General features: G+C 64.9%; 19 protein-coding genes. 7 read left to right on the top strand and 12 right to left on the bottom strand.

All coding sequences use genetic code 11. From position 1 onward, the window contains the following. Positions 1 to 150 precede the first annotated feature (150 nt). Positions 151 to 828 carry a TetR/AcrR family transcriptional regulator gene (locus GT613_RS00405; protein ID WP_161172453.1) on the bottom strand — a complete coding sequence of 226 codons (678 nt, stop codon included), beginning with the start codon at positions 826 to 828 and terminating at the stop codon, positions 151 to 153. Between the two features lie 151 nt (positions 829 to 979). Here GT613_RS00405 and GT613_RS00400 point away from each other — a divergent pair, with 151 nt between their 5' ends. Continuing rightward, a complete protein-coding gene (locus GT613_RS00400; RefSeq protein ID WP_161172452.1) occupies positions 980 to 2,194 on the top strand; it encodes a diphosphate--fructose-6-phosphate 1-phosphotransferase in 1,215 nt (404 codons plus the stop codon). Positions 2,195 to 2,346: 152 nt separating this feature from the next. Here the strand turns inward: GT613_RS00400 and GT613_RS00395 are convergent, their stop codons facing one another. Together GT613_RS00395 and GT613_RS00390 are read right to left on the bottom strand one after the other, a co-directional pair. Then, the gene (locus GT613_RS00395) at positions 2,347 to 3,705 is read right to left on the bottom strand and encodes an MATE family efflux transporter (RefSeq protein WP_009609364.1); all 1,359 of its coding nucleotides are present in this window, start codon (positions 3,703 to 3,705) and stop codon (positions 2,347 to 2,349) included. A 302-nt stretch (positions 3,706 to 4,007) separates the two neighbouring features. Further along, positions 4,008 to 4,373 carry a helix-turn-helix domain-containing protein gene (locus GT613_RS00390; protein WP_009306852.1) on the bottom strand — a complete coding sequence of 122 codons (366 nt, stop codon included), beginning with the start codon at positions 4,371 to 4,373 and terminating at the stop codon, positions 4,008 to 4,010. Between the two features lie 132 nt (positions 4,374 to 4,505). Between GT613_RS00390 and GT613_RS00385 the strand changes: the two genes are divergently transcribed. Continuing rightward, positions 4,506 to 5,018: a nitroreductase family protein gene (locus GT613_RS00385; protein WP_161172451.1), complete on the top strand. Its 513-nt coding sequence runs from the start codon at positions 4,506 to 4,508 to the stop codon at positions 5,016 to 5,018. 121 nt (positions 5,019 to 5,139) lie between these two features. Here the strand turns inward: GT613_RS00385 and GT613_RS00380 are convergent, their stop codons facing one another. Beyond that, a complete protein-coding gene (locus GT613_RS00380) occupies positions 5,140 to 5,931 on the bottom strand; it encodes an HAD family hydrolase (RefSeq protein ID WP_114550020.1) in 792 nt (263 codons plus the stop codon). A gap of 281 nt (positions 5,932 to 6,212) precedes the next feature. Between GT613_RS00380 and GT613_RS00375 the strand changes: the two genes are divergently transcribed. After that, a complete protein-coding gene (locus tag GT613_RS00375) occupies positions 6,213 to 7,397 on the top strand; it encodes a helix-turn-helix transcriptional regulator (RefSeq protein WP_114551560.1) in 1,185 nt (394 codons plus the stop codon). Positions 7,398 to 7,418: 21 nt separating this feature from the next. Here GT613_RS00375 and GT613_RS00370 read toward each other — a convergent pair whose 3' ends face one another. Then, positions 7,419 to 9,239 (bottom strand): ABC-F family ATP-binding cassette domain-containing protein, encoded by a 1,821-nt coding sequence (locus GT613_RS00370; protein WP_161172450.1) that lies wholly within the window; start codon positions 9,237 to 9,239, stop codon positions 7,419 to 7,421. 228 nt (positions 9,240 to 9,467) lie between these two features. Here GT613_RS00370 and GT613_RS00365 point away from each other — a divergent pair, with 228 nt between their 5' ends. Further along, positions 9,468 to 11,471, top strand: coding sequence for a sodium:proton antiporter (locus GT613_RS00365; RefSeq protein WP_009306857.1), 2,004 nt, complete (start codon positions 9,468 to 9,470; stop codon positions 11,469 to 11,471). 100 nt (positions 11,472 to 11,571) lie between these two features. Here the strand turns inward: GT613_RS00365 and GT613_RS00360 are convergent, their stop codons facing one another. The 4 genes from GT613_RS00360 to GT613_RS00345 all read right to left on the bottom strand — a co-directional run bounded on the left by GT613_RS00360 (position 11,572) and on the right by GT613_RS00345 (position 15,644). Then, on the bottom strand, positions 11,572 to 12,687 hold the full coding sequence (locus GT613_RS00360; RefSeq protein WP_009306858.1) for a DUF1648 domain-containing protein: 1,116 nt from the start codon (positions 12,685 to 12,687) through the stop codon (positions 11,572 to 11,574). Continuing rightward, a complete protein-coding gene (locus tag GT613_RS00355; protein ID WP_009609402.1) occupies positions 12,687 to 13,184 on the bottom strand; it encodes a GntR family transcriptional regulator in 498 nt (165 codons plus the stop codon). Before GT613_RS00355 ends, GT613_RS00360 begins: the two co-directional genes overlap by 1 nt. A 116-nt stretch (positions 13,185 to 13,300) precedes the next feature. Continuing rightward, complete coding sequence (locus GT613_RS00350; protein ID WP_009609400.1) at positions 13,301 to 14,890, bottom strand: hypothetical protein; 1,590 nt, start codon at positions 14,888 to 14,890, stop codon at positions 13,301 to 13,303. A 10-nt stretch (positions 14,891 to 14,900) separates the two neighbouring features. Beyond that, on the bottom strand, positions 14,901 to 15,644 hold the full coding sequence (locus GT613_RS00345) for an ABC transporter ATP-binding protein (protein ID WP_161171094.1): 744 nt from the start codon (positions 15,642 to 15,644) through the stop codon (positions 14,901 to 14,903). Positions 15,645 to 15,786: 142 nt separating this feature from the next. Between GT613_RS00345 and GT613_RS00340 the strand changes: the two genes are divergently transcribed. Further along, positions 15,787 to 16,761, top strand: a complete 975-nt coding sequence (locus GT613_RS00340; protein WP_009609327.1) for a CPBP family intramembrane glutamic endopeptidase — start codon at positions 15,787 to 15,789, stop codon at positions 16,759 to 16,761. Between the two features lie 9 nt (positions 16,762 to 16,770). Here GT613_RS00340 and GT613_RS00335 read toward each other — a convergent pair whose 3' ends face one another. The 3 genes from GT613_RS00335 to GT613_RS00325 form a co-directional block, all read right to left on the bottom strand. Further along, on the bottom strand, positions 16,771 to 16,911 hold the full coding sequence (locus GT613_RS00335; RefSeq protein WP_226844200.1) for a hypothetical protein: 141 nt from the start codon (positions 16,909 to 16,911) through the stop codon (positions 16,771 to 16,773). 593 nt (positions 16,912 to 17,504) lie between these two features. Beyond that, positions 17,505 to 19,754 (bottom strand): molybdopterin-dependent oxidoreductase, encoded by a 2,250-nt coding sequence (locus GT613_RS00330; RefSeq protein ID WP_009306867.1) that lies wholly within the window; start codon positions 19,752 to 19,754, stop codon positions 17,505 to 17,507. 9 nt (positions 19,755 to 19,763) lie between these two features. Then, complete coding sequence (locus GT613_RS00325) at positions 19,764 to 20,417, bottom strand: 4Fe-4S dicluster domain-containing protein (RefSeq protein WP_015761389.1); 654 nt, start codon at positions 20,415 to 20,417, stop codon at positions 19,764 to 19,766. Positions 20,418 to 20,782: 365 nt separating this feature from the next. Between GT613_RS00325 and GT613_RS15375 the strand changes: the two genes are divergently transcribed. After that, entirely contained in the window at positions 20,783 to 21,184 is a 402-nt protein-coding gene (locus tag GT613_RS15375; protein ID WP_240129821.1) for a hypothetical protein, read from the top strand. Positions 21,185 to 21,187: 3 nt separating this feature from the next. After that, positions 21,188 to 21,499, top strand: coding sequence for a helix-turn-helix domain-containing protein (locus tag GT613_RS15370; RefSeq protein ID WP_240129820.1), 312 nt, complete (start codon positions 21,188 to 21,190; stop codon positions 21,497 to 21,499). Positions 21,500 to 21,650: the final 151 nt, after the last annotated feature.

Below are 21,650 nucleotides of genomic sequence, written 5' to 3'. Positions count from 1 at the left end.
GGAAACCGCAAGCACGCGCCGTCATCCCGAGCGGGGCCCTTCGACTCGCCGCGCTCGCTCACAACGACAGCCGGGAGCATCCGCTCGCTCGACCTTCCCTTGCCCGCCTTCGTGCTGTCGGAATGTTTCACGTGAAACATTCGTACGTATTTACGAGCTCATAGTATCAAGCCTTTCATGGAATTGCCTGCGATACCCCTCGAGGATGGTAGCCAACCCGCCCACTTCCAGGGACAGGCCGCCCAGCGCCTTCACGATATCGAGGTAGTAATCGACGCGCGCACGCAGCTCCTCGGCGGTGGCGGAACGGAACATGGGGCTAACCCAAAGGTTCGCCAACAGCACGATGACCTCGCTGAACTCGCGCGGATGATCGGTTTGGATGCTGCCGTCGCGCACCCCCTGCTCCACGATGGGCAACACGAAATCGGGCACCGTCTCCTGGAGCACCGCCTGGTACTGCAGGCCCAGCAAACGCGCGTTCTTCACCGGATCCACGTCGGGGGCCGCCTTGGCCCACATGTCCATCTGCGGCCCGGTGATGGATGCCGCGAACAGCGCCTGCAGCTTCTCGGCACCGGTCATGCGGCCGTCGTCGCGGATGCGGCGAAGCTCGTCGAACAGCGCTTGATTGTCGCGGTCGAGCGCAGCCGACAGGATGTCTTCCTTCGACTTGAAGTGGTGGTACACCGCCCCCTTCGTCAAGCCGCCCAGCCCATCGATGATGTCCTGAATGCTGGTATTGTCGTACCCTTTCTCGAAGAACAGGGCCAAGGCCACGTCGAGGATGAGGTTCACCGTCTCCTCGGGATGCTTGTTGCGGGCCATCGGCCCTCCTCTCCATCACGTTACATACCAACGGTATGTATCCTACGCTCCTCCAGTGGAGAAGGCAAGAAAAAGTTTGCCGCACGTCCTGGGCAGCATCATACTGGTGCGCATGCGTCAAAGCGATCAGAGAGAACAGGAGCATCGACCTATGAGCACCTGCCTTGTTGCACAATCCGGCGGGCCCACCGCCGTTATCAACGCCAGTCTGGCCGGCGTCATCCGCGCGAACCAGCTGAACCCGCTGTACGACCGCGTGCTGGGCGGCATCCACGGCATCGAGGGCGTGCTGGCCGACCAGCTGTACGACCTCACCGACCTGTCGGAACGCGAGCTCGACCTGCTCAAGCAGACGCCCTCGTCGGCGCTTGGCACGTGTCGCTACAAGCTGAAGCGCGACGACGAGGCCGATTTCCGCCGCCTCGCCGACGTGATGGACGCACACGACATCGAAACCATGTTCTACATCGGCGGCAACGACTCCATGGACACCGTGGACGCACTGGCCGAATGGGCGGCCGAGAACGCGCCGAGCAAGCGCTTCGTCGGCATCCCCAAAACCGTCGATAACGACCTGGTACCGGTGGACCACTGCCCCGGCTTCCCCAGCGCAGCGAAGGTGGCCTGCCAGATCACGCACGCGACGCGCCTCGACTACGACGCGTACACGCGCCCCGAGGTGTTCGTTCTGGAAGTGATGGGACGCGACGCGGGCTGGTTGGCGGCGAGCTGCTGCATCACCGGCGACGTCGATTTGTTGGTGCTGCCCGAGGTCGCCTTCGACCGCGACGCGTTTCTCGCCGAAGTGCGCGCGAAGTTCGAGGCCACCGGCTCGTGCTACATCGTAGTGTCCGAGGGCGCGCGCTACGCCGACGGCACCTATCTGTCCGCCGGCGATACTGCGCACGACGGGTTCGCCCACGCCGTGCTGGGCGGGGCGGCGCAAACGATCAAGCAAATGATTGTCAACACGGGCATCGTGCCGCGCGGCGTGGTGCAGGATTTGTCGCGCGCGGCGCGCTCCAGCAACTTCGCGCAGAGCCTCGTGGACGTGACCGAGGCCTACGACCTGGGAATGAGCGCCCACATGCGCAGCGCCGACCCCGCCTTCACCGGCCAGGTGGTGGGCATCCGCCGCAACCCGGAGGCCGCAGCCGAGGGCCGCTACGAGGCCGAGCTGTTCGCCGGTCCCGCAAGCGAGTTCGCCAATTTCGTCAAACGCTTCCCCGCCGAGTGGATCCTGCCGAACTACCAGGGCATTACGCCGGAAGCGGTCGCGTACTTCCGGCCGCTCATCGAAGGCGAGCCGAAACTCGTCATGAAGGGCGGCATCCCCGCCACCATCGTGCCGTTCAACAAGCGCTGACGAAGCCGGCCCTCGGCGCCGCCCAGCCAGCACGCCGAGGGATCGACTAACGCGTCGCGCCCTGCTCCCGATTGCCGTTGTCGCCCGAAACGTGCGTTTTTTCGCTCAAAAGCGCACGTTTCGGGCGACAACGGTTTCGAGTTACCTCCCCCCTACACGTCCCGTGTGCGCGTCCAGTGGCGCAGGTAGAGGGCGCCGATGAGCGCCGGCATCACGGGCGACGCCGCCTGGGCGACGAAGATGCCCACGTAGCCGAAGCCCAGCACGCCGCTCAGCAGAAACGCCAGGCCGAAGCGCACGACGAACGCGTCGATCAGCGAGTTCGCCAACACGAGCCGCGGCGTGCCCGCCCCCAATGCGAACGAGTCGAAGCTGTACATGGCCGCGTAGAACAGCCCGTTCACGCTGCACGTGATGCGAAGGTACAGCACGGCCGTATCCATCGTTAACGGCTCGGTCAGGCCGTACGCGACCACCAGCGCCGGCGCCAGCAACTGCACCGCGATCTGCACGCCCACGATCACGCTCACGTTGAACGTGGCGCCGATGCGCGCCACGTCGCGGGCCCGGCGCAGCTCGCCCGCGCCTGCGTTCTGCGCCGCCGCCGTGGTGATGGCCTGGCCGATGGCCCAGCACGGCAGTCCCGCGATGGTGCTGATCTGCAGGCCGACGCCGGCAGCGGCGGCCACGTCGGTGCCGTAGCGGTTCAGCAACCCGGTGACCAGCGCGTACGACAGGTTCACCACCGCCATCTGCACGGCAGAGGGAACGCCCACGCGCAGCACCTCGATCACGCTCGCTCCAACCGGCACGTCGCCGCTACGCGAAAACGCGCCGGCCAGGCGCCCGCCGGGGAAACGCCGCCGCACCACGACGAGCGCGCCGACGGCCGCCACGCTCTGCGCGACCACCGTCGCCCAGGCGGCGCCCACCACGCCGAGGCCCGCCGGTCCCACCAGCACCAGGTCGAGCGCCACGTTCACCAGCGCCGATACGCCCACCAGCTGAAGCGGCGTGCGCGCGTCGCCCTGCGCCTTGAGGAAGGCCGCTGCGGCGTTCATGAGGAACGGCCCCGCGCAGCCGCAGCACAGCACCACGGTGTAGCCGACGGCGCCTTCGAGCGATGCCGCAGGCACGGCGTTCGCCGTGAAGGCTGGGCGCGCCAACGCCACGCCCAGCACGGCGATGGCCGCCGACCCCGCCAGGGCCACCGCCAACGTGGCCGCGTACGCGCGCCGCTGGCCGGCCACGTCGCGCGCGCCCACGAACCGCGCGACGACCACGCCGCCGCCCGCCGTGAGGCCGATGACGAACGCGTTCACGATATAGGCGGCGTTCGTCGCGTTGCTGATGGACACGAGCCCCACCGGCCCCACCACCTGGCCGACCACCACCATGTCCACAGCCTGGTACACGTACTGCAGCAGGTTCACCGCCATGAGCGGCAACGCGAACGCCAGCAACCGCCTGAACAGCGGCCCTTCGGTAAAGGAAAGAGAAGCATCTGACACGATAGGTTCACCTCTGAGAATTCGGAATGCGGAAACGTAACGAAGCGCCCGAGGGCGCAAAAAAACGCCGCAGATGAATCATCACCTGCGGCGCTGAACGAGTCCGTCATGCCGGCATCAAAGGAAACGCGCGCCCGGGTTTCGCGCGGCGCGTCTATCGATGCCGATGAATATGCCCCTCGGCTCCGTGCGATGCTTCATCGGCGATCATGCGCGGAGCCGCTACTCTGCAAAGCTTCATGTGTGCCTTCTCGTTGAGGCGGATACAGCGTCGCCCAGCATACTGCGCGATGCCGAAGCGGTCAACCCGCCAGAACCTCCGAAGTTTCGGGCGACGGCTTCCCCACCTCGTCCAGCACGTCCTTTCCCCAGGCGCACATGGCGTTGAGGACGGGGACGAAGCTGACGCCGCGCTGGGTGAGCGAGTACTCGGTTTTGGGCGGCACCTGGTGGTACAGCTCGCGATGCACCATGCCGTCGGCCTCCAGCTCGCGCAGCTGCTGGGTGAGCATCTTGGGCGTGGCCTGCGACATGCGGCGTTGCAGCTCGCCGAAACGCAGCACGCCGGCCTTGCTCAGGTGCCACAGGATGAGCACCTTGTGCTTGCCGCCCACGATGTCGATGGTTGCCTCGACCGGGCAATGGTACGCGTCGGGACAGGTTTTCATGCGCAGCCTCTTCCGTCCAATACTTTCTTTTCGGGTAGTATATTCCAAAAAAGTATCTACTTGCCCCGCAGAAACCGAAGAGTAGTATGGAGGAAGAACGAACCGTCGCTCGCCTCAGAGATAGGAGCACCCATGTCGTTTCTCGATCTCGCCAAAAAGCGCTGCTCGACCCGCGCCTACCAGCCCGTCCCCGTCAGCCAGGAGCACATCGACGCCATCGTCGAAGCGGCCCGCGTCGCGCCGACCGCCGCGAACCGCCAACCTGTGCGCATCCTCCAGGTGACCAGCGAGGAAGGGCTCGCCAGCCTGGCGAAAGCCGCGAACGTGTTCGACGCGCCGCTCGCATTCGTCGTGTGCGCCGACGGCGAGAAGGCGTGGAAGCGTCCGCTCGACGGCATGAGCGCCGTCCATGTGGACGCGTCCATCCTCACCGACCACATGATGCTGGCCGCCACCGACCTGGGCCTGGGAAGCGTCTGGATCTGTCGCTTCGACCCCACGGTCATCCGAGAGGAATTCGGGCTGCCGGAAACGTTGATCCCGGTGAACATCCTGGCCGTCGGGCATCCCGCCGGCGAGCTGAAGAGCCCCGACCGCCACGCCACCGAGCGCATCCCGACAAGCGAGCTGGTAATCCACGCGTAACGAAGCGCCTTTCGAAGAGCGCAGGCCTTCTGCAGCACGGATTTTACGTCCCACCCAAAAGGATGCCATTGCAGAGCGAACCCATTTGTGCAGACACCGTCTGCACAAATTCAAAACCGTCCTACCGCGCGCCCTCCAGCAGGGCGTGAAGCTCGCGCTGGACGCTGTGGTCGACGTTCGTGCCGATCACCTTCGTGGCGATCTGCTTGATGGCCGACCGAGCGTTGCCCATGGCGACGCTCGTTCCCGCCATGCGCAGGATTTCGTAGTCGTTCATGGAGTCGCCGAACGCCATCATCTCGCTCGCCTGGATGCCGTGCGCGTCCAGCACCTGCTGGATGCCCGTCGCCTTGCTCACGCCGCGCTGCATGACGTCGATCCATTTACGGCCTGACGGCGCGAACACGAAGTCGTCGTCCAGCTCGCGCGTGAGGATGTAGGCCATGTCCATGACGGCATCGTCGCAATACACGGATGCTTTCAGGATGCTCGTCTGCGGCGAGGGCACGTCGAACACGCGCACGGGGTTCGGCAGGTTCTTGTCCACCTCTCGCTCGAAGCGCGCTTCGTCGTCCAACAAGTAGCTGCGCGTCTCGTCGAACAGCGCAAGGTGCATGGTGTCGAACATATCAACGACACGGGCCAACCGCTTCACGGCCGCATGAGAGAACACCTCCAAGTCGACCAGCTCGCCGGCGACCATCACCTGCGCGCCGTTCGACGCGACGAAGTCCATGCAGTCGACCACCGGTTCGAACAGCTCGTGCAGCGTGTCGAAGCGCCGACCCGACGATGCTACGAACTGGATCCCCGCATCGCGCAAACGCATAACGAGGTCGTACGAGCCTTCCGGCACGCACTCGTTTCCGTCGAGGAACGTGCCGTCCATATCGCTGGCGATAAGCTTGATCATCAGAAAGCCCTCCTTGAAATAACCGCGTGTTCCGATCATTGTACGACGCTCGCGTCAACCTGCGTGACCCTACACGACTACTTTGCACGAACTTGATACCTGTTTTACAAAACCCCAGTTCAAAATGCTTCGCACCCTGAGCGTGCGGAGAAAATCCCAAAACGCAACACCAGATTGGTAGAGCGGGCGGCTCTGCAACCGCATGATGGTAAACGCAGAAGCGCGGCCGCTCAGCTCCGCGCTTCGGGTATCATGCAATCGACCGCGAAGAAGGGACCGCCATGAGTTTCGCCGACAACCTCGTGTACCTGCGCCAGCATTACGGCATCACGCAGGAAGGGCTTGCCGAGCAGTTAAGCGTGTCGCGCCAGACCGTCAGCAAATGGGAAGCCGGCACGAACTACCCTGAAATGGACAAGCTGCTGCAATTATGCGACCTGTTCCATACCAGCCTCGACGACCTCATGCGCGGCAGCGTGCATGTCGTCAAAGAAAACGACACCGAGCGCTACGACGAGCACATGAACCGCTTCGACCTGTCCATCGCAGCCGGCGTCGCCTGCATCCTGGTCGGCGTGGGTCTGAACGCGCTGCTTGAAGCCTTCGGCTGGCCGGATAACCTGCAGACCGTCGCCCTGCTTTCCTGCATCGTCATCGGCGTGGTAATCCTGGTCGTCGGCAGTCTCAACCACAGCGAATTCAAGCGTCGCAACCCTTCCATCGAGCCGCGGTACTCCTCCGACACGCTCGATCGGTTCGGGCAACGCTACCCGACGCTCATCGCCGTCTGCGTGGGTCTCATCCTCATCGACGTCATCATGCTAATCGGCCTCGTACCCGACAACAGTAGCTCCATGATCAACGGCGCATACGTGGAGGAGCTCGTCATGTTCCCCTTCATGCTCATCCTCGCCATCGCCATTGGCATTCTCATCTGGGCCTGCATGCAAAAGTCGAAGTACGACCTCTCCGAGCTCACCTACATCGCGCATCGCCGCAACCTGGGTGCCGACATGCCCTCTACCGCCGTCGTCAAGTCACCCGAGCAGATTCGCGCCGAACGCGTGATGGGCGTCATCTGCGGCTGCATCATGCTGCTGGCCACCATCGTGTTCCTGGTGTGGGGCTTCGTGCCGCTGTTCGACCAGATCGGCGGCTGGGACGGCATCGACAAGTTCGCGCTCAAAGACGCCATCCGCCGCGGCGCGGGCGGTTTCGCCATCAGCTGGATCGCCTTCGTGGTGGGCGGCATCCTGTGCGGCATCGTGTGGATGATCGGCAGCGTGGTGTCGAAGACCCAGGAAGACTGGATCGCCGAAGCGCGCCAGGAGGACGCCTGGGTGAAGTACGCGCAGCAAGATGATCCCTGGTCCCGGGGACCCGAAGACCCCGCGTCGTCCCAAACGCCGACCCCGTCGTCCGCCCCGCGCGAAGCCAACGACCCCGCGGGACGCACGTGGAAATAGCGCAGGACCGGCAATCGAAGCCTACTCCCCCAGCTTCTCGGCGGCTTCCATCCATTCTTCCTCAAGGGCATCGATCTGCTGTTGCAGGTCGTTGATCTGGGCCTGGAAGTCTCCCAAGGCGGCGAAGTCGGTGGGGTCGGCCGCAGCCATGCTCGCGCGGACGTCGTCGATCTTGGCGTTGAGCGTGTCCATCTTGCGCTCGTTCGACTGCATGAGCTTGCGCAGGGCGCGCTGCTCGCCGCCGGAAAGCTTGGGGCTTTCGGTCGATGCTTCGACCGCGGAAGCTTGCGCGTCGGCAGCGCGCACGGGACGCGACCCTGAGGTCTGCTCCGTCGCGGAAGCGGCGTCGGACAACCTCAAATACTCGTCCACCCCACCCGGCAGATGACGGATCTTCCCGTTCACCAGGGCGAACTGGTGGTCGGTGACGCGCTCCATGAGGTAGCGGTCGTGCGTGACCAGAAGCAGCGTGCCCGGCCAGGCGTCCAACAGGTCCTCCACCACGGCCAGCATGTCGGTGTCCAGGTCGTTGCCGGGCTCGTCGAGGATCAGCACGTTCGGCTCGTCCAGCAGGATCAACATGAGGGCCAGACGGCGCTTCTGCCCGCCGGACAAGTCCTTCACCGGCTCGTTGAGGTCGGCGCGCTTGAAGCCCAGCTTCTCCAGCAGCTGGGCGGGCGTCATCTCCTTGCCGTCCAGCATCGTGCGACGGCTGTAGCGGCCGATGACCTGGCGCACGCGGTCGTCGCCCAGCTCGGACAGGTCGTCCAAGTGCTGCGACAGCACGGCGAAGCGCACGGTCTTGCCGATCTTCACCTCGCCGGCGTTCGGGCGCTGCAAGCCCTGGATCACGCGCAGCAGCGTGGTCTTGCCCGTGCCGTTCTCGCCGACGATGCCGTAGCGGTCGCCCGGACCGATGATCCAGTCCACGTCGTCGAGGATCGTCTTGTCGTCGAAGCGCACGCTCACGTGCTCGAGGTCGACCACCTGCTTGCCCAGGCGCGCCATGGCCATGCGCTTGAGCTCCAACTCGTCGCGCAAAGGCGGCACGTCGGCGATGAGTTCCTGGGCGGCGGCCACGTGGAACTTCGGCTTCGTCGCACGCGCCCGTGCGCCGCGCGAGAGCCACGCCAGCTCGCGGCGCAGCTCGTTCTGGCGTTTCTGCTCGGCTAGCGCGGCCACGCGATCGCGCTCCACGCGCTGCATGATGTAGGCCGAGAATCCGCCCTCGAACGGCTCCACCCGTTTATCGTGCACCTCCCACATACGCAGGCACACCTCGTCGAGGAACCAACGGTCGTGCGTGACTACCAACAGCGCGCCCGCGCCCTTTTTCCAGCGGGTTTTCAGATGGTCCGCCAGCCACGTGATAGCGCGCACGTCCAGATGGTTCGTGGGCTCGTCCAGCGCCAGCACGTCCCAGTCGCCGATGAGCAGCCGCACGAGGTCCACTCGACGGCGCTGCCCGCCCGACAGCGTTCCCACCTGCGCGTCCCAAGGGATGTCGCCGGCCAACCCGGCAATGATGTCGCGGATGCGCGCGTCGCCGGCCCACTCGTATTCAGGCAGATCGCCCACCACGGATTGCCCCACCGTGGCAGCGGGATCGAGCGAGTCGGCCTGTCCCAGCACGCCCACGCGCACGGCGCCGTTACGCAGCACGCGGCCTTCGTCGGGATCCAGCGTGCCTGCCAACAGGTTCAGCAGCGTCGACTTGCCGTCGCCGTTGCGCCCGACGATGCCCACCCGGTCGCCCTCGTCAACGCCCAGCGACACCTCGGAGAACACCTCTTTCGTGGGGAAATCGACCCGCACCTTTTCGCATCCAAGCAGAAACGCCATCGCCCGCCATCCTTCTTCATGTAGTTCGGAAGGCCGATTATAGCGCATGGCGGGAAAGCGAGCCGCCGATCCACGAGAAGGCCGCCCTCATCTTGCGCCTCATGCCCATACGAAGCCTCGTCTCGAATCCCGACCCCAAGCAGGAAGACCGGCTCGCAACGCCCCGCCAGCTAGCGATTGCGTTACAATGGGGTCAAGCCCTGATCATCATGCAAAAGGAGGCGCCGCGTGGAACTCCTTGAATTCTCGCTGCTCATGCTGGCCGCCGTGCTGCTCTCATCCGTCATCGACCAGCTGGTTCCCAAAGTGTCATCGCCCCTCATCCAGATAGGGCTGGGCCTGCTCATCGCGCTGGTCATGGGCACGCAGATCAGCATCGCCTTCGATCCCAACCTGTTCCTAGTGCTGTTCATAGCCCCGCTTCTGTACGACGAGGCCAAAAACCTCGACAAGAAGGCGCTGTGGGAGAACAAACGCCCGGTGCTGTCGCTGGCCGTCGGGCTGGTCATCGCCTCGGCCCTGATCATCGGGTTCGCCGTCAACTGGCTGGTTCCATCCATCCCCTTGGCCGCGGCGTTCGCCTTGGGCGCCGCGCTCGGACCCACCGACGCGGTGTCGGTCGCCTCGCTGTCGAAGCAGGTGAAGATCCCCGCACGTTCGCGCAATATCTTGGAAAGCGAATCCATCATCAACGACGCCTCGGGCATCGTGTCGTTCCAATTCGCCATAGCCGCAGCCGTCACCGGTACATTCTCGCTGGTCGGCGCCACGGCGAACTTCTTCTTCGCATTCCTCGGCGGCGTACTCGTGGGCGTAGCGTTGGGGCTCACGGGCAACTTCATCGTGCGCCGCGTGCGCTCGTGGGGCCTCGAGAACACCACGTTCCATGTGCTGTTCGAGGTGTTCGTGCCGTTCATCGTGTACCTGGTGGCCAACGCGCTGGGCACCAGCGGTATCATCGCGGTCGTCGCCGCCGGCATTTTGAACGTCGTATCGCCGCGCGCCATCGGCCCGTCCGTCTCGCGCATGAATATCGTGTCCGCCAGCGTGTGGCGCGTGCTGACGTTCGCCCTCAACGGCATCGTATTCGTGCTTCTGGGTACTCAGCTGCCGCGCGCCATGCAGCGTACCTGGGAAAACGTCACCATCGACAACGACGCTCTCATCGGCTACATCCTGGGCATCACCGTGCTCATGCTGGCCGCCCGCTTCCTTTGGGTGCTTATCATGGAGCGCGTCCATCGCCAGCGCAGAGGCCGGATGACGTTGGATGAGCTTCGCTCGACGGCCATCATGACCTTGGCCGGCCCGAAGGGAACCATCACGCTTGCCGTGGCGTTCACTATTCCGTTCTCCATCCCGCAGCGCGAGCTGCTGCTGTTCCTAGCATGCGGCGTCATCGTGGTCACCATGCTGTTGGCCACGTTCGCCGTGCCGCTGATCGCGCCGAAGAAAGATACCGACGACGAGGATTGCTTCGACGAGGAGCAAGCCAATATCGAGATACTCCGATCGGTCATCGAAGAGCTGGCGGCACGTCAAACCGGCGAGAACCGCGCGGCCACGCAAGCGGTCGTCCACGGCTACAACGAGCGCATAGCCCGCCTGAAGAACAGAAGCGAACTGCCCGACGAGTCCATGACGCCCTTGCGCCTGAAAGCGAACCGGTGGGAACGCGATTTCACGCTCGATCTCCTTGAACGCGAGGAAGTGGATCAGCTGATAGGGTACCGGCACATCAAGCGCCTCTCGCGCACGGAAAATCTGCTGCGCCATCATGCCGACCGTGTGTCGCTGCAAATCGCCTACCTGCGCGTGCGCACGCTCGCTCACGCAGGATGGCATCGTATCGTGGAGGCGCTGCCCGGCGACGATCTCTCCGAGCGCGTGCAGGCCGAGCGCGACCTGCGCCTCCGCAGCAACGAGCACGTCATCGAAAAGTTGCAGGCGGAGCTCGCCTCTCCCACTTCGGAAGAGCCTACCGAGAACCTGAGCAAGCTGCTACTGGAATACCAAAGCCTCGTGCAAACCATTCACAGCGCCGCAAGCCCGTCCATCACCGTGCTGACCAGCACTGCGAACAAAGCCGTGGACATCCAGCGCCAAGGACTGCGGCTTGAGCTGGAAGCTATTCAGGCGCGCTACGAGGAGGGGGCGCTGCCCCGCTTCTCGTACAAACGGCTGCGCGAGAACGTGATGCTCATGCAAATCGATCTGGAGGACAACGTGTAGAACAAGACAAAAGGACGGAGTCAATGTCTCATTTTCAGGGGGACTTCGCCTCGGCTGCCCAGCTTGCGCATGCAACCCGCGCACGTAGCACGCGCCTCGCCTAGAACAGCAGCATCACCGCGACCACGAAAGCAGCCGTCACCACGAAACCGCCTGCGACGATGGCCCACACAGCAGGGCGCGCCCAGTTCAGCGTCCAACCGACGCCGAAACGCTCGGGCAGGAACAGGCTGGCATCGTCGGGGTTGCAGTAGAACACGCCGAACTTCCAATAACGGTCGTCGTCCACATGCAGCCGATCGGATGTCTGCATGTTCTTGAACACGCGTGAACCCGCCTGGCCGTACACGAGGCTGATCGCCATGGCGCCGACGCACAGCACGATAGCCGCGATCATGATGAAGACGGCTGCCTGACCCAGGTCGATCACGTTCATGAACGACAGCGGCATGGCGATCATGGCCACCGCTATCACCACGCCTCCCGCCACCAGATAGATGCTCTGCGCGCGGGCGAACAGGCCGTAGGCCAGCGCCGACGTGGCCGGCGCGCCGGGTTCGGCCCACTTCTTCGAACGAGCGATGGTCCAGTGGGAGAACACGAAACACGCGGCCATGAACCCCTGGATGAGTACCGGCATCCACAGGATGAGCGGGGTTTTCTCAGTCCAATCGTTCACGGTGCCGTCGAAGCCCATATGCATGGGAATCATGTCGGGCATATGCACGTAACCCACCGCGCCCACGGCGAAGGTGATGGCCATGATGGGCAGGTACAACAGGTTCCATTTGAGAGAGATGGCTCGCGGCACGGGCTGCTCGCCCACCACCGCGACGGACTCTTGCGCGTCAGCCGTCCAACCGCGCTTGGCTTTGTATGCGGACATCTTGGCGCGGAACGCCAGCATGAGCGCGTAGCCGCCTGCGGTCACCGCCAGCGACCCGACGATCAGCGCGCCCAGCACGCCGCCTGCGTTGCCCATGGCGGCGCTCGCGAAGCCGACGACCGTGAACACCGCCGTAGCCGACCCGACGATGGCGGCGTAGCGGCGCTTGAGTCCTACGACGTACGGATCGTGCTGCTCGGAGGTGGGAACGGTGACCGTGAACACCTCGCCGCGGCGCATGAGGTACGGGGTGATGGCCATGAACGCGCCGATGACCGGCATGAGCAATGCCGTAACGGCCATCATGACGGTCGGGTCGAACCCTTCCACTACAGCGCACCCCCTTTGAACGCCGGTTCGCACGAGGCGGCGCGCTCGATGTTCTCGCCCTGCGCGTCGCGGCTCGCTTGCGCAGTTCGGGCATCGGATCGTTCGCCCGCCCCGTAGGCGCGCGCGGCCTGGCGCTGCGCGCACTCCAGGAACTCGCCCCACGTGCCGCCGCGCGCCCGGTGCGCCAACGCCAGCTCGAACAGGCCGTCCTCCATCTTCGCCAGCTCGATTTGGGCGCGGTCGGCCCGATCGTCCTCGCACGGGTCGGCGATGTAGGCGCCCGATCGGCCGCGCATCAGCACGTAGCCCTCGTCGCGCAGCACGGCGTACGCCTTGTTCACCGTGTGCAGGTTGATGCCCAAGTCGCTAGCCAGCGCGCGAACGGATGGCAACGCCGTGCCGGGCACCAGCTCGCCCGTGGCGATGGCCGCGATGATCTGGCTGCGTATCTGCAGGTACAGCGGTTCTTCCGACTTCTGATCGATGCGAATAACCATACGCACGCCTTCTCCCTTTCGTTTCCTCGTCGTATTGTAGCGCGCGCAACCGAGAGGCGGCGATCGCGCAGGCGATTATCGTCTCGCACATTCGTCCTCCGCGCCGCCTTGAGCGACTACGCCCTCAGCCCCCGCTTCACCGCGCCGCGGTACGCCGCGACGGAGACCGCGGCCGCCAGAAGCGCCAGCACGAGCGACGCGCCCACGCCTAGCAACGTCGTGACGCCCATGCCGAGGACGCAGAACACCATGCCGATCATGATCACGGCGAACACCGGAACGCCGCGCTTCACCGGCTCGTACACGCTGGTCCAGTCGTACTTCGGGCTGCGCGCGTCAAGCGCCAGTCCCAGACATGCCGCCAGCATGCTGGCCGCAAGCGGCACCGCGAACAGCGCTGCGACAGACAGGGCGTCCAGCGGCAGCGACACCGCCATGAGCACGGCCGACACCGCGAGGCACTGCACGGCGATGGCCAAGTTGACGGCCACCTTCGCTCCCAGCACCGTCGCCGGCGACACGGGAGCCGTCAGCATGAGCCAACGCGCCGAGCCCTCGAGCGAAACCGACGCGGCCGTCGTGGACGAGATAGCGCAGAAGAACGCGAGCGCCCACGGAAGCAGCGCGCCGACGAACGGCGCGTACGCGGGCGGCAGCAAATCGAGCGACAGCATCCCCGTGGCAGAGCCCACCGCCACCGCGACGGCTGCAACCAGCACCAGCACGTAGCCTATGCACGCGTTCATGAAGTAGATGGGCGTGGCGGCCAAAAGCCGCAGCTCCTTCACCATGAGCGCGCGGAAGGGCGTGGACGACTTCGCACCCGCGCCCTTATCGCCGTCGAACGAGAACGTCCCGCGCGGCCTGGACGACATGAGCAGCGAGTTCACCGGCACGAATAGGCGCGCGACCAGCGCAAACACTGCCGCCGCAGCCGCGATGTTGACCGCAGCGAAGGCGGCGAACTGCACGAGGTCGCCCTGCACGATGCCTGCAGTCGCCCATGCGGCCGGCGGGAAGATGGCCGCGAGCTGCCCCGTCAGCTGGGCGCCGAGCGCACTCAACGCCGCCAGGTCGTCGGATTGGCCGGACAGCGCGAACGAGCCGAACACCGCCGCCAGCGTGGCGGCCAGCGTCAGCACGATGACCGCGACGTTCGCGTGCTTGAAGCGCGAGGACACCGCAGCGATCAGCACCGCCAGCACGACGGCCGCGGCCAGGGGCAGAAGCGGCGCCAGCACGATGGACAGCGCCATGCACGCGACCCCGACCGCCGACACCCCGGCAGCCGACGCGTACACGGCGAAAGCCGGCACCATCACCAGCACGCCGAACAGCAGGCTCATGGCGTACAGCGATGCGATACGCGACAACACCACCGACGACGTGGGCACGGGAAGCGACATCACCAGGTCGTAGTCCTTGAAGCCGAACAGCACGCCGTTCGTTTTGAGGAACGCCGCAACCGCGCCGGCGATCGCGCCCACCAGCACCGCGACCAGGGGAACGGCTTCGGCCAAGCCGATTTGGACGAGCCCCTGCGCCACGCCCGCCGAGTACGCCGAAGCGAACAGCACCACGGCCGCCACGACCAGCGCCGCAAGCGCCAGCGTGCGCTTCGCCTTCGCGGGGTCGGCGTGCAGCGTCTTGTTGATGCCGAACAGCCCTAGCAGCTGTATCTTCAGCAGCAGAATGAACGGTTTCATGGCAAACCCCCTACGCGTTCCGGTCGATCATGTCGAGGAACACGTCCTCCAGGCTCTCGTCGCCCACCACGTCGGCCGTCGGGCCGCATGCGCGCAGCGTGCCCTGCTTGATGATGGCCACCTTGTTGCACAGCTTCTCCACCACTTCCAGCACGTGGCTGGAGAAGAACACGGCCGAGCCGCCATCGGCCAGCTCGCGCAGCATCTCCTTCACGTGGAAGGACGCCTCGGGGTCGAGACCGACGAACGGCTCGTCCAGCACCAGCAGTGTCGGTTGGTGCACGAGCGCGCCGATGAGCACCAGCTTCTGGCGCATGCCGTGCGAGTACAAGGAGATGAGGTCGCCCAGCGCCGAGGTGAGGCTCAGCCGGTCCGCGTACGCCCGGATGCGGCGTTCACGCACGTCGGCGGGCACCTCGAAGATGTCCGAAAGGTAGTTGAGATACTGAATGCCCGTGAGGAACTCGTAGATGTCGGGGTTGTCGGGCACGTAGGCGGTCATGCGCTTGCAGGCCAGCGCGTCGGTTTTCACCGACTGACCTGCGATGCGGATGTCGCCCTCGTCGAAGCCCGTCACGCCCACGATAGCGCGGATGAGCGTGGTTTTGCCGGCGCCGTTGTGGCCGACGAATCCGAAAATGTCGCCCGGCATGACGTCGAGCGTCACATCGTCCACCGCCCGTTTCGCGCCGAACGCCTTCACCACATGGTTGACCGAAAGCACCGGAGCGGCCTTCTTCTGTTCTGCCGTCATGCGCGTTTCCTTCCCTATCCGCGATCCGTTCGCGGTTGTTGACCTTCCCGCGGTTGTTTGTTATATTTATGCTATAACAGATGGAACAAAGATGCAAGAGCCGTGCTGGGGATCGGATTCAGGAGAGACAAGGGGCGCTAGCATGAAGCGGATTTCTATTTTCTTGGCGATCACGTTCATATTGACCTGGGCGTACGAGTTCGGGGTGGTGTATCCGATATCGTCGGGAGCGCTCGTGGGCGTTCCTCCGGTCGCCGCGCAGTTCGCCACCGGCGCCGCCATGTTCTTCCCCGCCCTGGGCGTGCTCATCACGCGCCTCGTCACGCGCGAGGGATTCAAGAACAGCCTCATCAAGCCGCGCGGGTTCAAGAAATCCCTGCCGTGGTTCGTCGTCGCCTGGTTCGGTCCCGCCCTGCTGGCCGCCATCGGCGCGGCGGTGTACTTTCTGGCGTTCCCGCAGGATTTCGACCCCAGCATGTCGACCATCGTCGCCACGCAACAGCAGGCCGCAGCGGCGGCGGGCGCGGGCGACGTCTCCGCCGACCAAGTGCGCGCCATGCTGCTGGCCCAGCTGCCTTTCGCCGTGTTCCTGGGCCCCGCGCTCAACATCTTCACGACGTTCGGCGAGGAGTGGGGCTGGCGCGGCTACCTGGTGCCGAAGACGGCTGCGCGCCTGCGCATCGTGCCGACGCTGCTGGTCACGGGCGTGATCTGGGGTTTGTGGCACGCGCCGCTCACCATCATCGGGCACAACTACGGCGTGGGGTATCCCGGCTGGCCATTCGCCGGCATCGCTGCCATGTGCGTGTTCTGCACGGCGCTTGGAATCTTCCTCACCTACGTCACTGTGCGCACGGGCAGCTGCTTGGCGGCGGCTGTCGGCCACGGTGCGATCAACGCGTTCGTCAGCGCGGGTATCATGTTCTCGCTCACGGGCGGCAACCCCTTCGTGGGACCCATGCCCGTGGGCATCGTCGGCGGCAGCGCGTTCATCGTGGTCGCGGCCCTCATGCTGTGGGATATGCACCGCCGCGAGAAAGCCGGCACCCTCGCTATGCCGCAGGCGGGCCTGCCCGACGACATGACGAAAGCCGACCTCGCCCGCACGGCAAGCTAGCATACGCGCCTACCGCTTGATCACCGGGCAGACGACGGCGCTGACGGCGGGCAGCGCCGCGCACAGGTAGAGGGCGGACAGCGCCGAGGCCGATGCGTCGACGAGCGCGCCCGCCAACCCGTCACCCCAAGAAAGCGAACCGGAACCCAAACCCCCTTGCTCAGCATCGAACGGGATAACAAGAACGGATGTTTCACGTGAAACATCCCGCCGCACTTGGTGCGGTCGCCGCGCACCAAGAAGAAGTGAGGGCGGGGTCGAGCTCGCGCTTTGCTCTTCGAACGCTACGGCCGGCGCCCTCCTCCCCTGCGCCTGCGCGGGATCCGCGGACGCAAAGGGCGTCGGCGCAGTACGCACCCATTCATCTGCGCAAGCACAGCCTCGCATCATTTCGCGTCGCGAGGCTCGAACCGATTTCAAGGACCCCTCTGCAACTTTTTCGACTTCGTGGCAGGCTTCAGGGTCGAAAACGATCTTCCGGATGATCGATCGACTGCAACCAATCGAGAAGCTCTTGGAAAACCCCTGGTCGGCGCTTTCGGCGGCTTCCTCAACCTGCCACGAAGTCGAAAAAGTTGCAGAGAAGCTCGATTTTTCTACTCGAGCTGCACGAGCGGGAGGCTGGCAGAAGGACCCCTGCCATCCGAGTACGCTTCACATGAAACACCCCGCCGTCGTTGCAGGCGGCACGCGGCGTAGGAGGGACGCCCCGAAACGGAACGCCCCTCCTCAAGATCGCCGCGCTATACGGTGATCTTGCCCTTGCCCGTACGCTCGACCTCGCACAAGCCGGATCGGAAGGGAGGGAATCCGGTGATGGGGTCGAAGTCGCGCGTGGTCAGCAAGTTGATATCGGCCTGGTGCCAACCGTGGAAGACGTCCACGACACCGGGCAGCACGAGGTTCGTGATCTCGGCTTTCATCGTCACTTCACCGAACTGGTTGAACACGCGCACCTGCGCGCCGTCCGTGATGCCGCGCGCCTCGGCGTCGTCGGGGTGCAGGCGCACCACCGGGTCGGGCATGAACTGGTTGAGCCACGGCAGATCGCGCAGCTTCGAGTGGGTGTAGTACGGCACGCGCGAGCCGCTGTTCAGCACCAGCGAGTAGTCCTTCGCCTCGTCGGGCGTGCTCACCGGGCTATGCACCGGCTCCTCGTACACCGGCAGCCCCTCGAAGCCGTACTGCTTCAGAATCTCGCTCACCAGCTCGATCTTGCCCGTCGGCGTGTTGAAGCCGGGCTGGCCGTCCTTGCGCAGGCCGCCGGTCTCGTACTTCTTCTCGTCCTTCGAGCCGCCCGGCACCTCGTAACCCTCGGGATGCTCCCGCAGCAGCTCCAGCGAGATGTCGATGCCCGCACCCCGGTACATATCGTCGAGCGCCGCCTCCACGCTGCCGCCGTAGCACTCCTCCTCGAAGCCCAGCGCGCAGCCGATCTCCAGGATGATCTGCCAATCCTCGCGGCACTGGCCCATCGGCTTCACCACCGGGTCGCGATGGAAGATCTTGCGGCCGAAGATGGCTGGCGGGGCCATGCGCTCGTAGCACATGGCGGCCGGCAGCAGCATGTCCACCAGGTCGTGCGTCCAAGGACGCATATAGTAGTCGATGGCCACGGTGAACTCCATGTCCTTAATGGCCCTCTGGTACTCAGGCGTCTGCGGCCACATCATGGAGTTCACGCCCAGCAGCACGCCGGCGCGGATCTTGCCGTCGGCCACCAGCTCGGGCAGGTGCGCGGTCTGGATCATCTTGAAATAGTGCGCCCACACCGGGAAGTCATCCTTGTCGTAGCGGATATCCTGCAGGCCCTTCTCGGCGTACATGTCCTCGAGTCGAAACGCCGCAGTGGACGCCGAGTAATCGAACGGCAGCCCCGGCCCCATGGCCAGGCCGCCCGCCACGTCCAAATCGCCCGTCAGCGCGATGATCGAGTACACCGCGCGCTGGAAGTTGCCCACGTTGGTGGCGTGGCACGCGCCGGCCGAGCTGGACACCAGCGTCGCGGGCGCGTTCTCGCAGATGATGCGCACGGCCTCCTCGAGCTTCGCAGCGGGAACCCAGGTGATCTCCTCCACGCGCTCGGGCGTGAACTCCTGCACGTAACCGGACAGCTCGTCGAAGCCGTGCGTCCACTTCTCCACGAAGTCCTTGTCGTACAGACCGTCGCGCAGCATGACGTGGATGAACCCGAGCGCAAGCGCGCCGTCGGTGCCGGGGCGCAGCTGCAGATGCACGTCGGCCAAGCCGGTCACCGTGGGCGTGATGCGCGGGTCGACGACGACGAACTTGCAGCCGCGCTCCTTCTGCTTCATCATGTCGCCGAAACGGTAGGGCTGCGACCATGCCGGGTTGAGCGACCACACCAGGCAGCTGGCCGTGGCATCGGTAGGATCGGAACCCATGGTCAGCTGGCCGGTCACCAGCTGCGAGCAGATCCACGTGGCCGCCGCGCAGGTGGAGCTTTCTGTGCCGTACGTGGGCGAGCCGAACAGCGTGGCCAGGCGCTGCATAGCGCCGCGCGGCTCCTTCGGGTCGCCGCAGTAGAACAGCACCGCTTCGGGACCGCTCTCTTCTTTGATGCGGTTGAGCTCGCTGGCGATGCGCGCGTACGCGTCGTCCCAGGAGATGGGCTCCCATTCGGGCGCACCCGTGCCCTTCGGGTTCGTGCGCACCATGGGATACGTGATGCGATGCGGATCGTACAACTCCTGCAAGCTGGAAATGCCCTTCGCGCAAATGGGGTCGGCCGGGTACTTGTCGCGCGCCTCCACGCGCACCACCTTGCCGTCCTTCACCGACGCGGCGATGCCGCACTTCGGCACGTGGTTGCACATGTCGCAATAGGTGTTCTTCACCTCGATGGGCGCCTCTTCCGCAACGGCCCCTTCGGGATGCACGATCTCGTACGCCCCACCGGCCAGCGCGGCACCCGCAACGGCCGCCGTCCCCTTGAGGAACGTGCGGCGCGAAACATTGATATACTCGCTCATAGTATCCCCCTACCTTCCCTTCTTCGACGAGGCCAGCGCGTTGGACGGCAGCACGTCAAGCGGCATGCCATCGACCGGGCGGTAGTAGAACGAAGTCTCGTCCACGCGCAGCACCGCCTCGTCGCCGGCGATGAACTTCGACACCGGGCTCTCCGGGTCGTCCAGGTCGCCGAAGTAGCGCGCGCGGCCCGGGCAGTTCACCACGCATGCCGGCTGCTTGCCCTCGGCCAGCCGGGCCTCGCAGAAGATGCACTTCTCGGCCACCAGCTCGCGCTGCACGCCGTAGGACTCGTAGGGCGCGGGCACGTCGGCGCCGAACATGTTCTCGCTCGTGCGGTTGAGCTTGCGCGCGCCGTACGGGCACGCCGCCAGGCACAGCCCGCACGCGATGCACTTCTCGTAGTCGATGACGGTGATGCCGTCGTCGCGCCGCACGCTGGCTCCCGTGGGGCAGGCGTCCACACACGCGGGCTTCTCGCACTGCACGCACGCGTTCGGCACGTACGCCCGACCGCTCTCCCCTGCCTGCGTGCCCCATTCGTACACGTCCAGGTTGTTCCACGACACCCCCGGCCGCTGGTTGTTCTGCATCTGGCACGCCACCACGCATGCGCCGCATCCTGCGCATCGGCGCAGGTCGATGGCCATTCCGTACCTTGTCATCCCCTCGTCCTTTCTCCCTGGCGCGGCCGTTTCGGCTCGCACATCTCCTGGTGCGAACTCTACGCGGGACCGAGGGCCTCTTCCAGAAGCGCCCGCAACAACCGATTTCCGTATTTCGCCCTCCCGCGCGGCTGGCAGCGGCATCATCGGTTTCTGGCGTACGCCAGGTTTAAGCACGTCAAAGGGACGGGCGACTTGACACACCTCAACCTTGTCGGTGACGAGCGGCATGTGTGTCAAATCGCCCGTCCCTTTGACACACGACACACGCTCTTCGGCGTTGGCGGCAAACCCCCACAAGTGATAGTATTGTCCTGGGGATTCACCATGCAGCGCGGCTGGCCGAGCCGCAGGGAGAGGGAACCATGGCAACCGAGCAAGAGTATCGATCCATCCTGATACCGAACCAGCCGTTCCGCCGGCTGAAGATCGCCGACTACATTTCGCAGGGGAAGAAGAAAAAGCTCTTCAAGGGCGAGTACATCCGCACGAGCGCCAAGACCATCGACGACTTGTACTATTACTACATCGACGAAGGCCAGATCGTGGCCACGTTCGAGCAGGAATCGGGCGAGGTGGCGCCGCTGTACTGGCGCAACGCGGGCAACGCCTTCTCCGCCGAGTACAACGACTACGCGTCCATCGGCCGCTACAAAGCGCGCTTCATCGCCGCGCAGAACACCGTGCTGTTCGCGTTCACGCAGCGCCAGCTCTACGAGCTGAGCCAGGACGACCCCGAGCTGTTCTACGAGTTCATCAACGTGTGACACATGTCGTTCGCGCAGATGGGACACCGCATCAGCAACACGGGCCACCAATCGTCGACGAAGCGCATGATCATGTGGCTGCAGAAGCTGTGCGCCACGCAGGAATGCGACGAGCACGGCGTGTACGACATCGAGTGCAAGCTGACGCTGCAACAGCTGTCCGAGCTGCTGTCCATCCACATTACCACCTGCACGAAGATCGTGGCGGCGCTGGAGAACGAGGGCGTCATCGAGCGCACGCGCACGCGCATCCGCATCTTCGATGCCCAGCGCCTCGCCCAATACGGCCTCGAGGACACCCCGCTGGCGTACTGATCGCTCCTATGGCGCGAAGTCGCGCTTGCGATCTGAAGGAGCGCGTTCCGCGCCGATTCGTGACGGACGCGGCGCGCGAACGACATGGCGAAAGACGCTCACCTTCCCCAGCCTTATGCAAAGCGAGACAACGCATCATCGCCCGTAAAAC

The sequence above is a fragment of the Eggerthella sp. BIOML-A4 genome (genome assembly GCF_009875575.1).
Taxonomy (GTDB): Bacteria; Actinomycetota; Coriobacteriia; order Coriobacteriales; family Eggerthellaceae; genus Eggerthella; species Eggerthella lenta.
The sequence above is the reverse complement of the archived record's forward strand: the minus strand, read 5'-3'. Positions and strand labels throughout refer to the sequence as shown.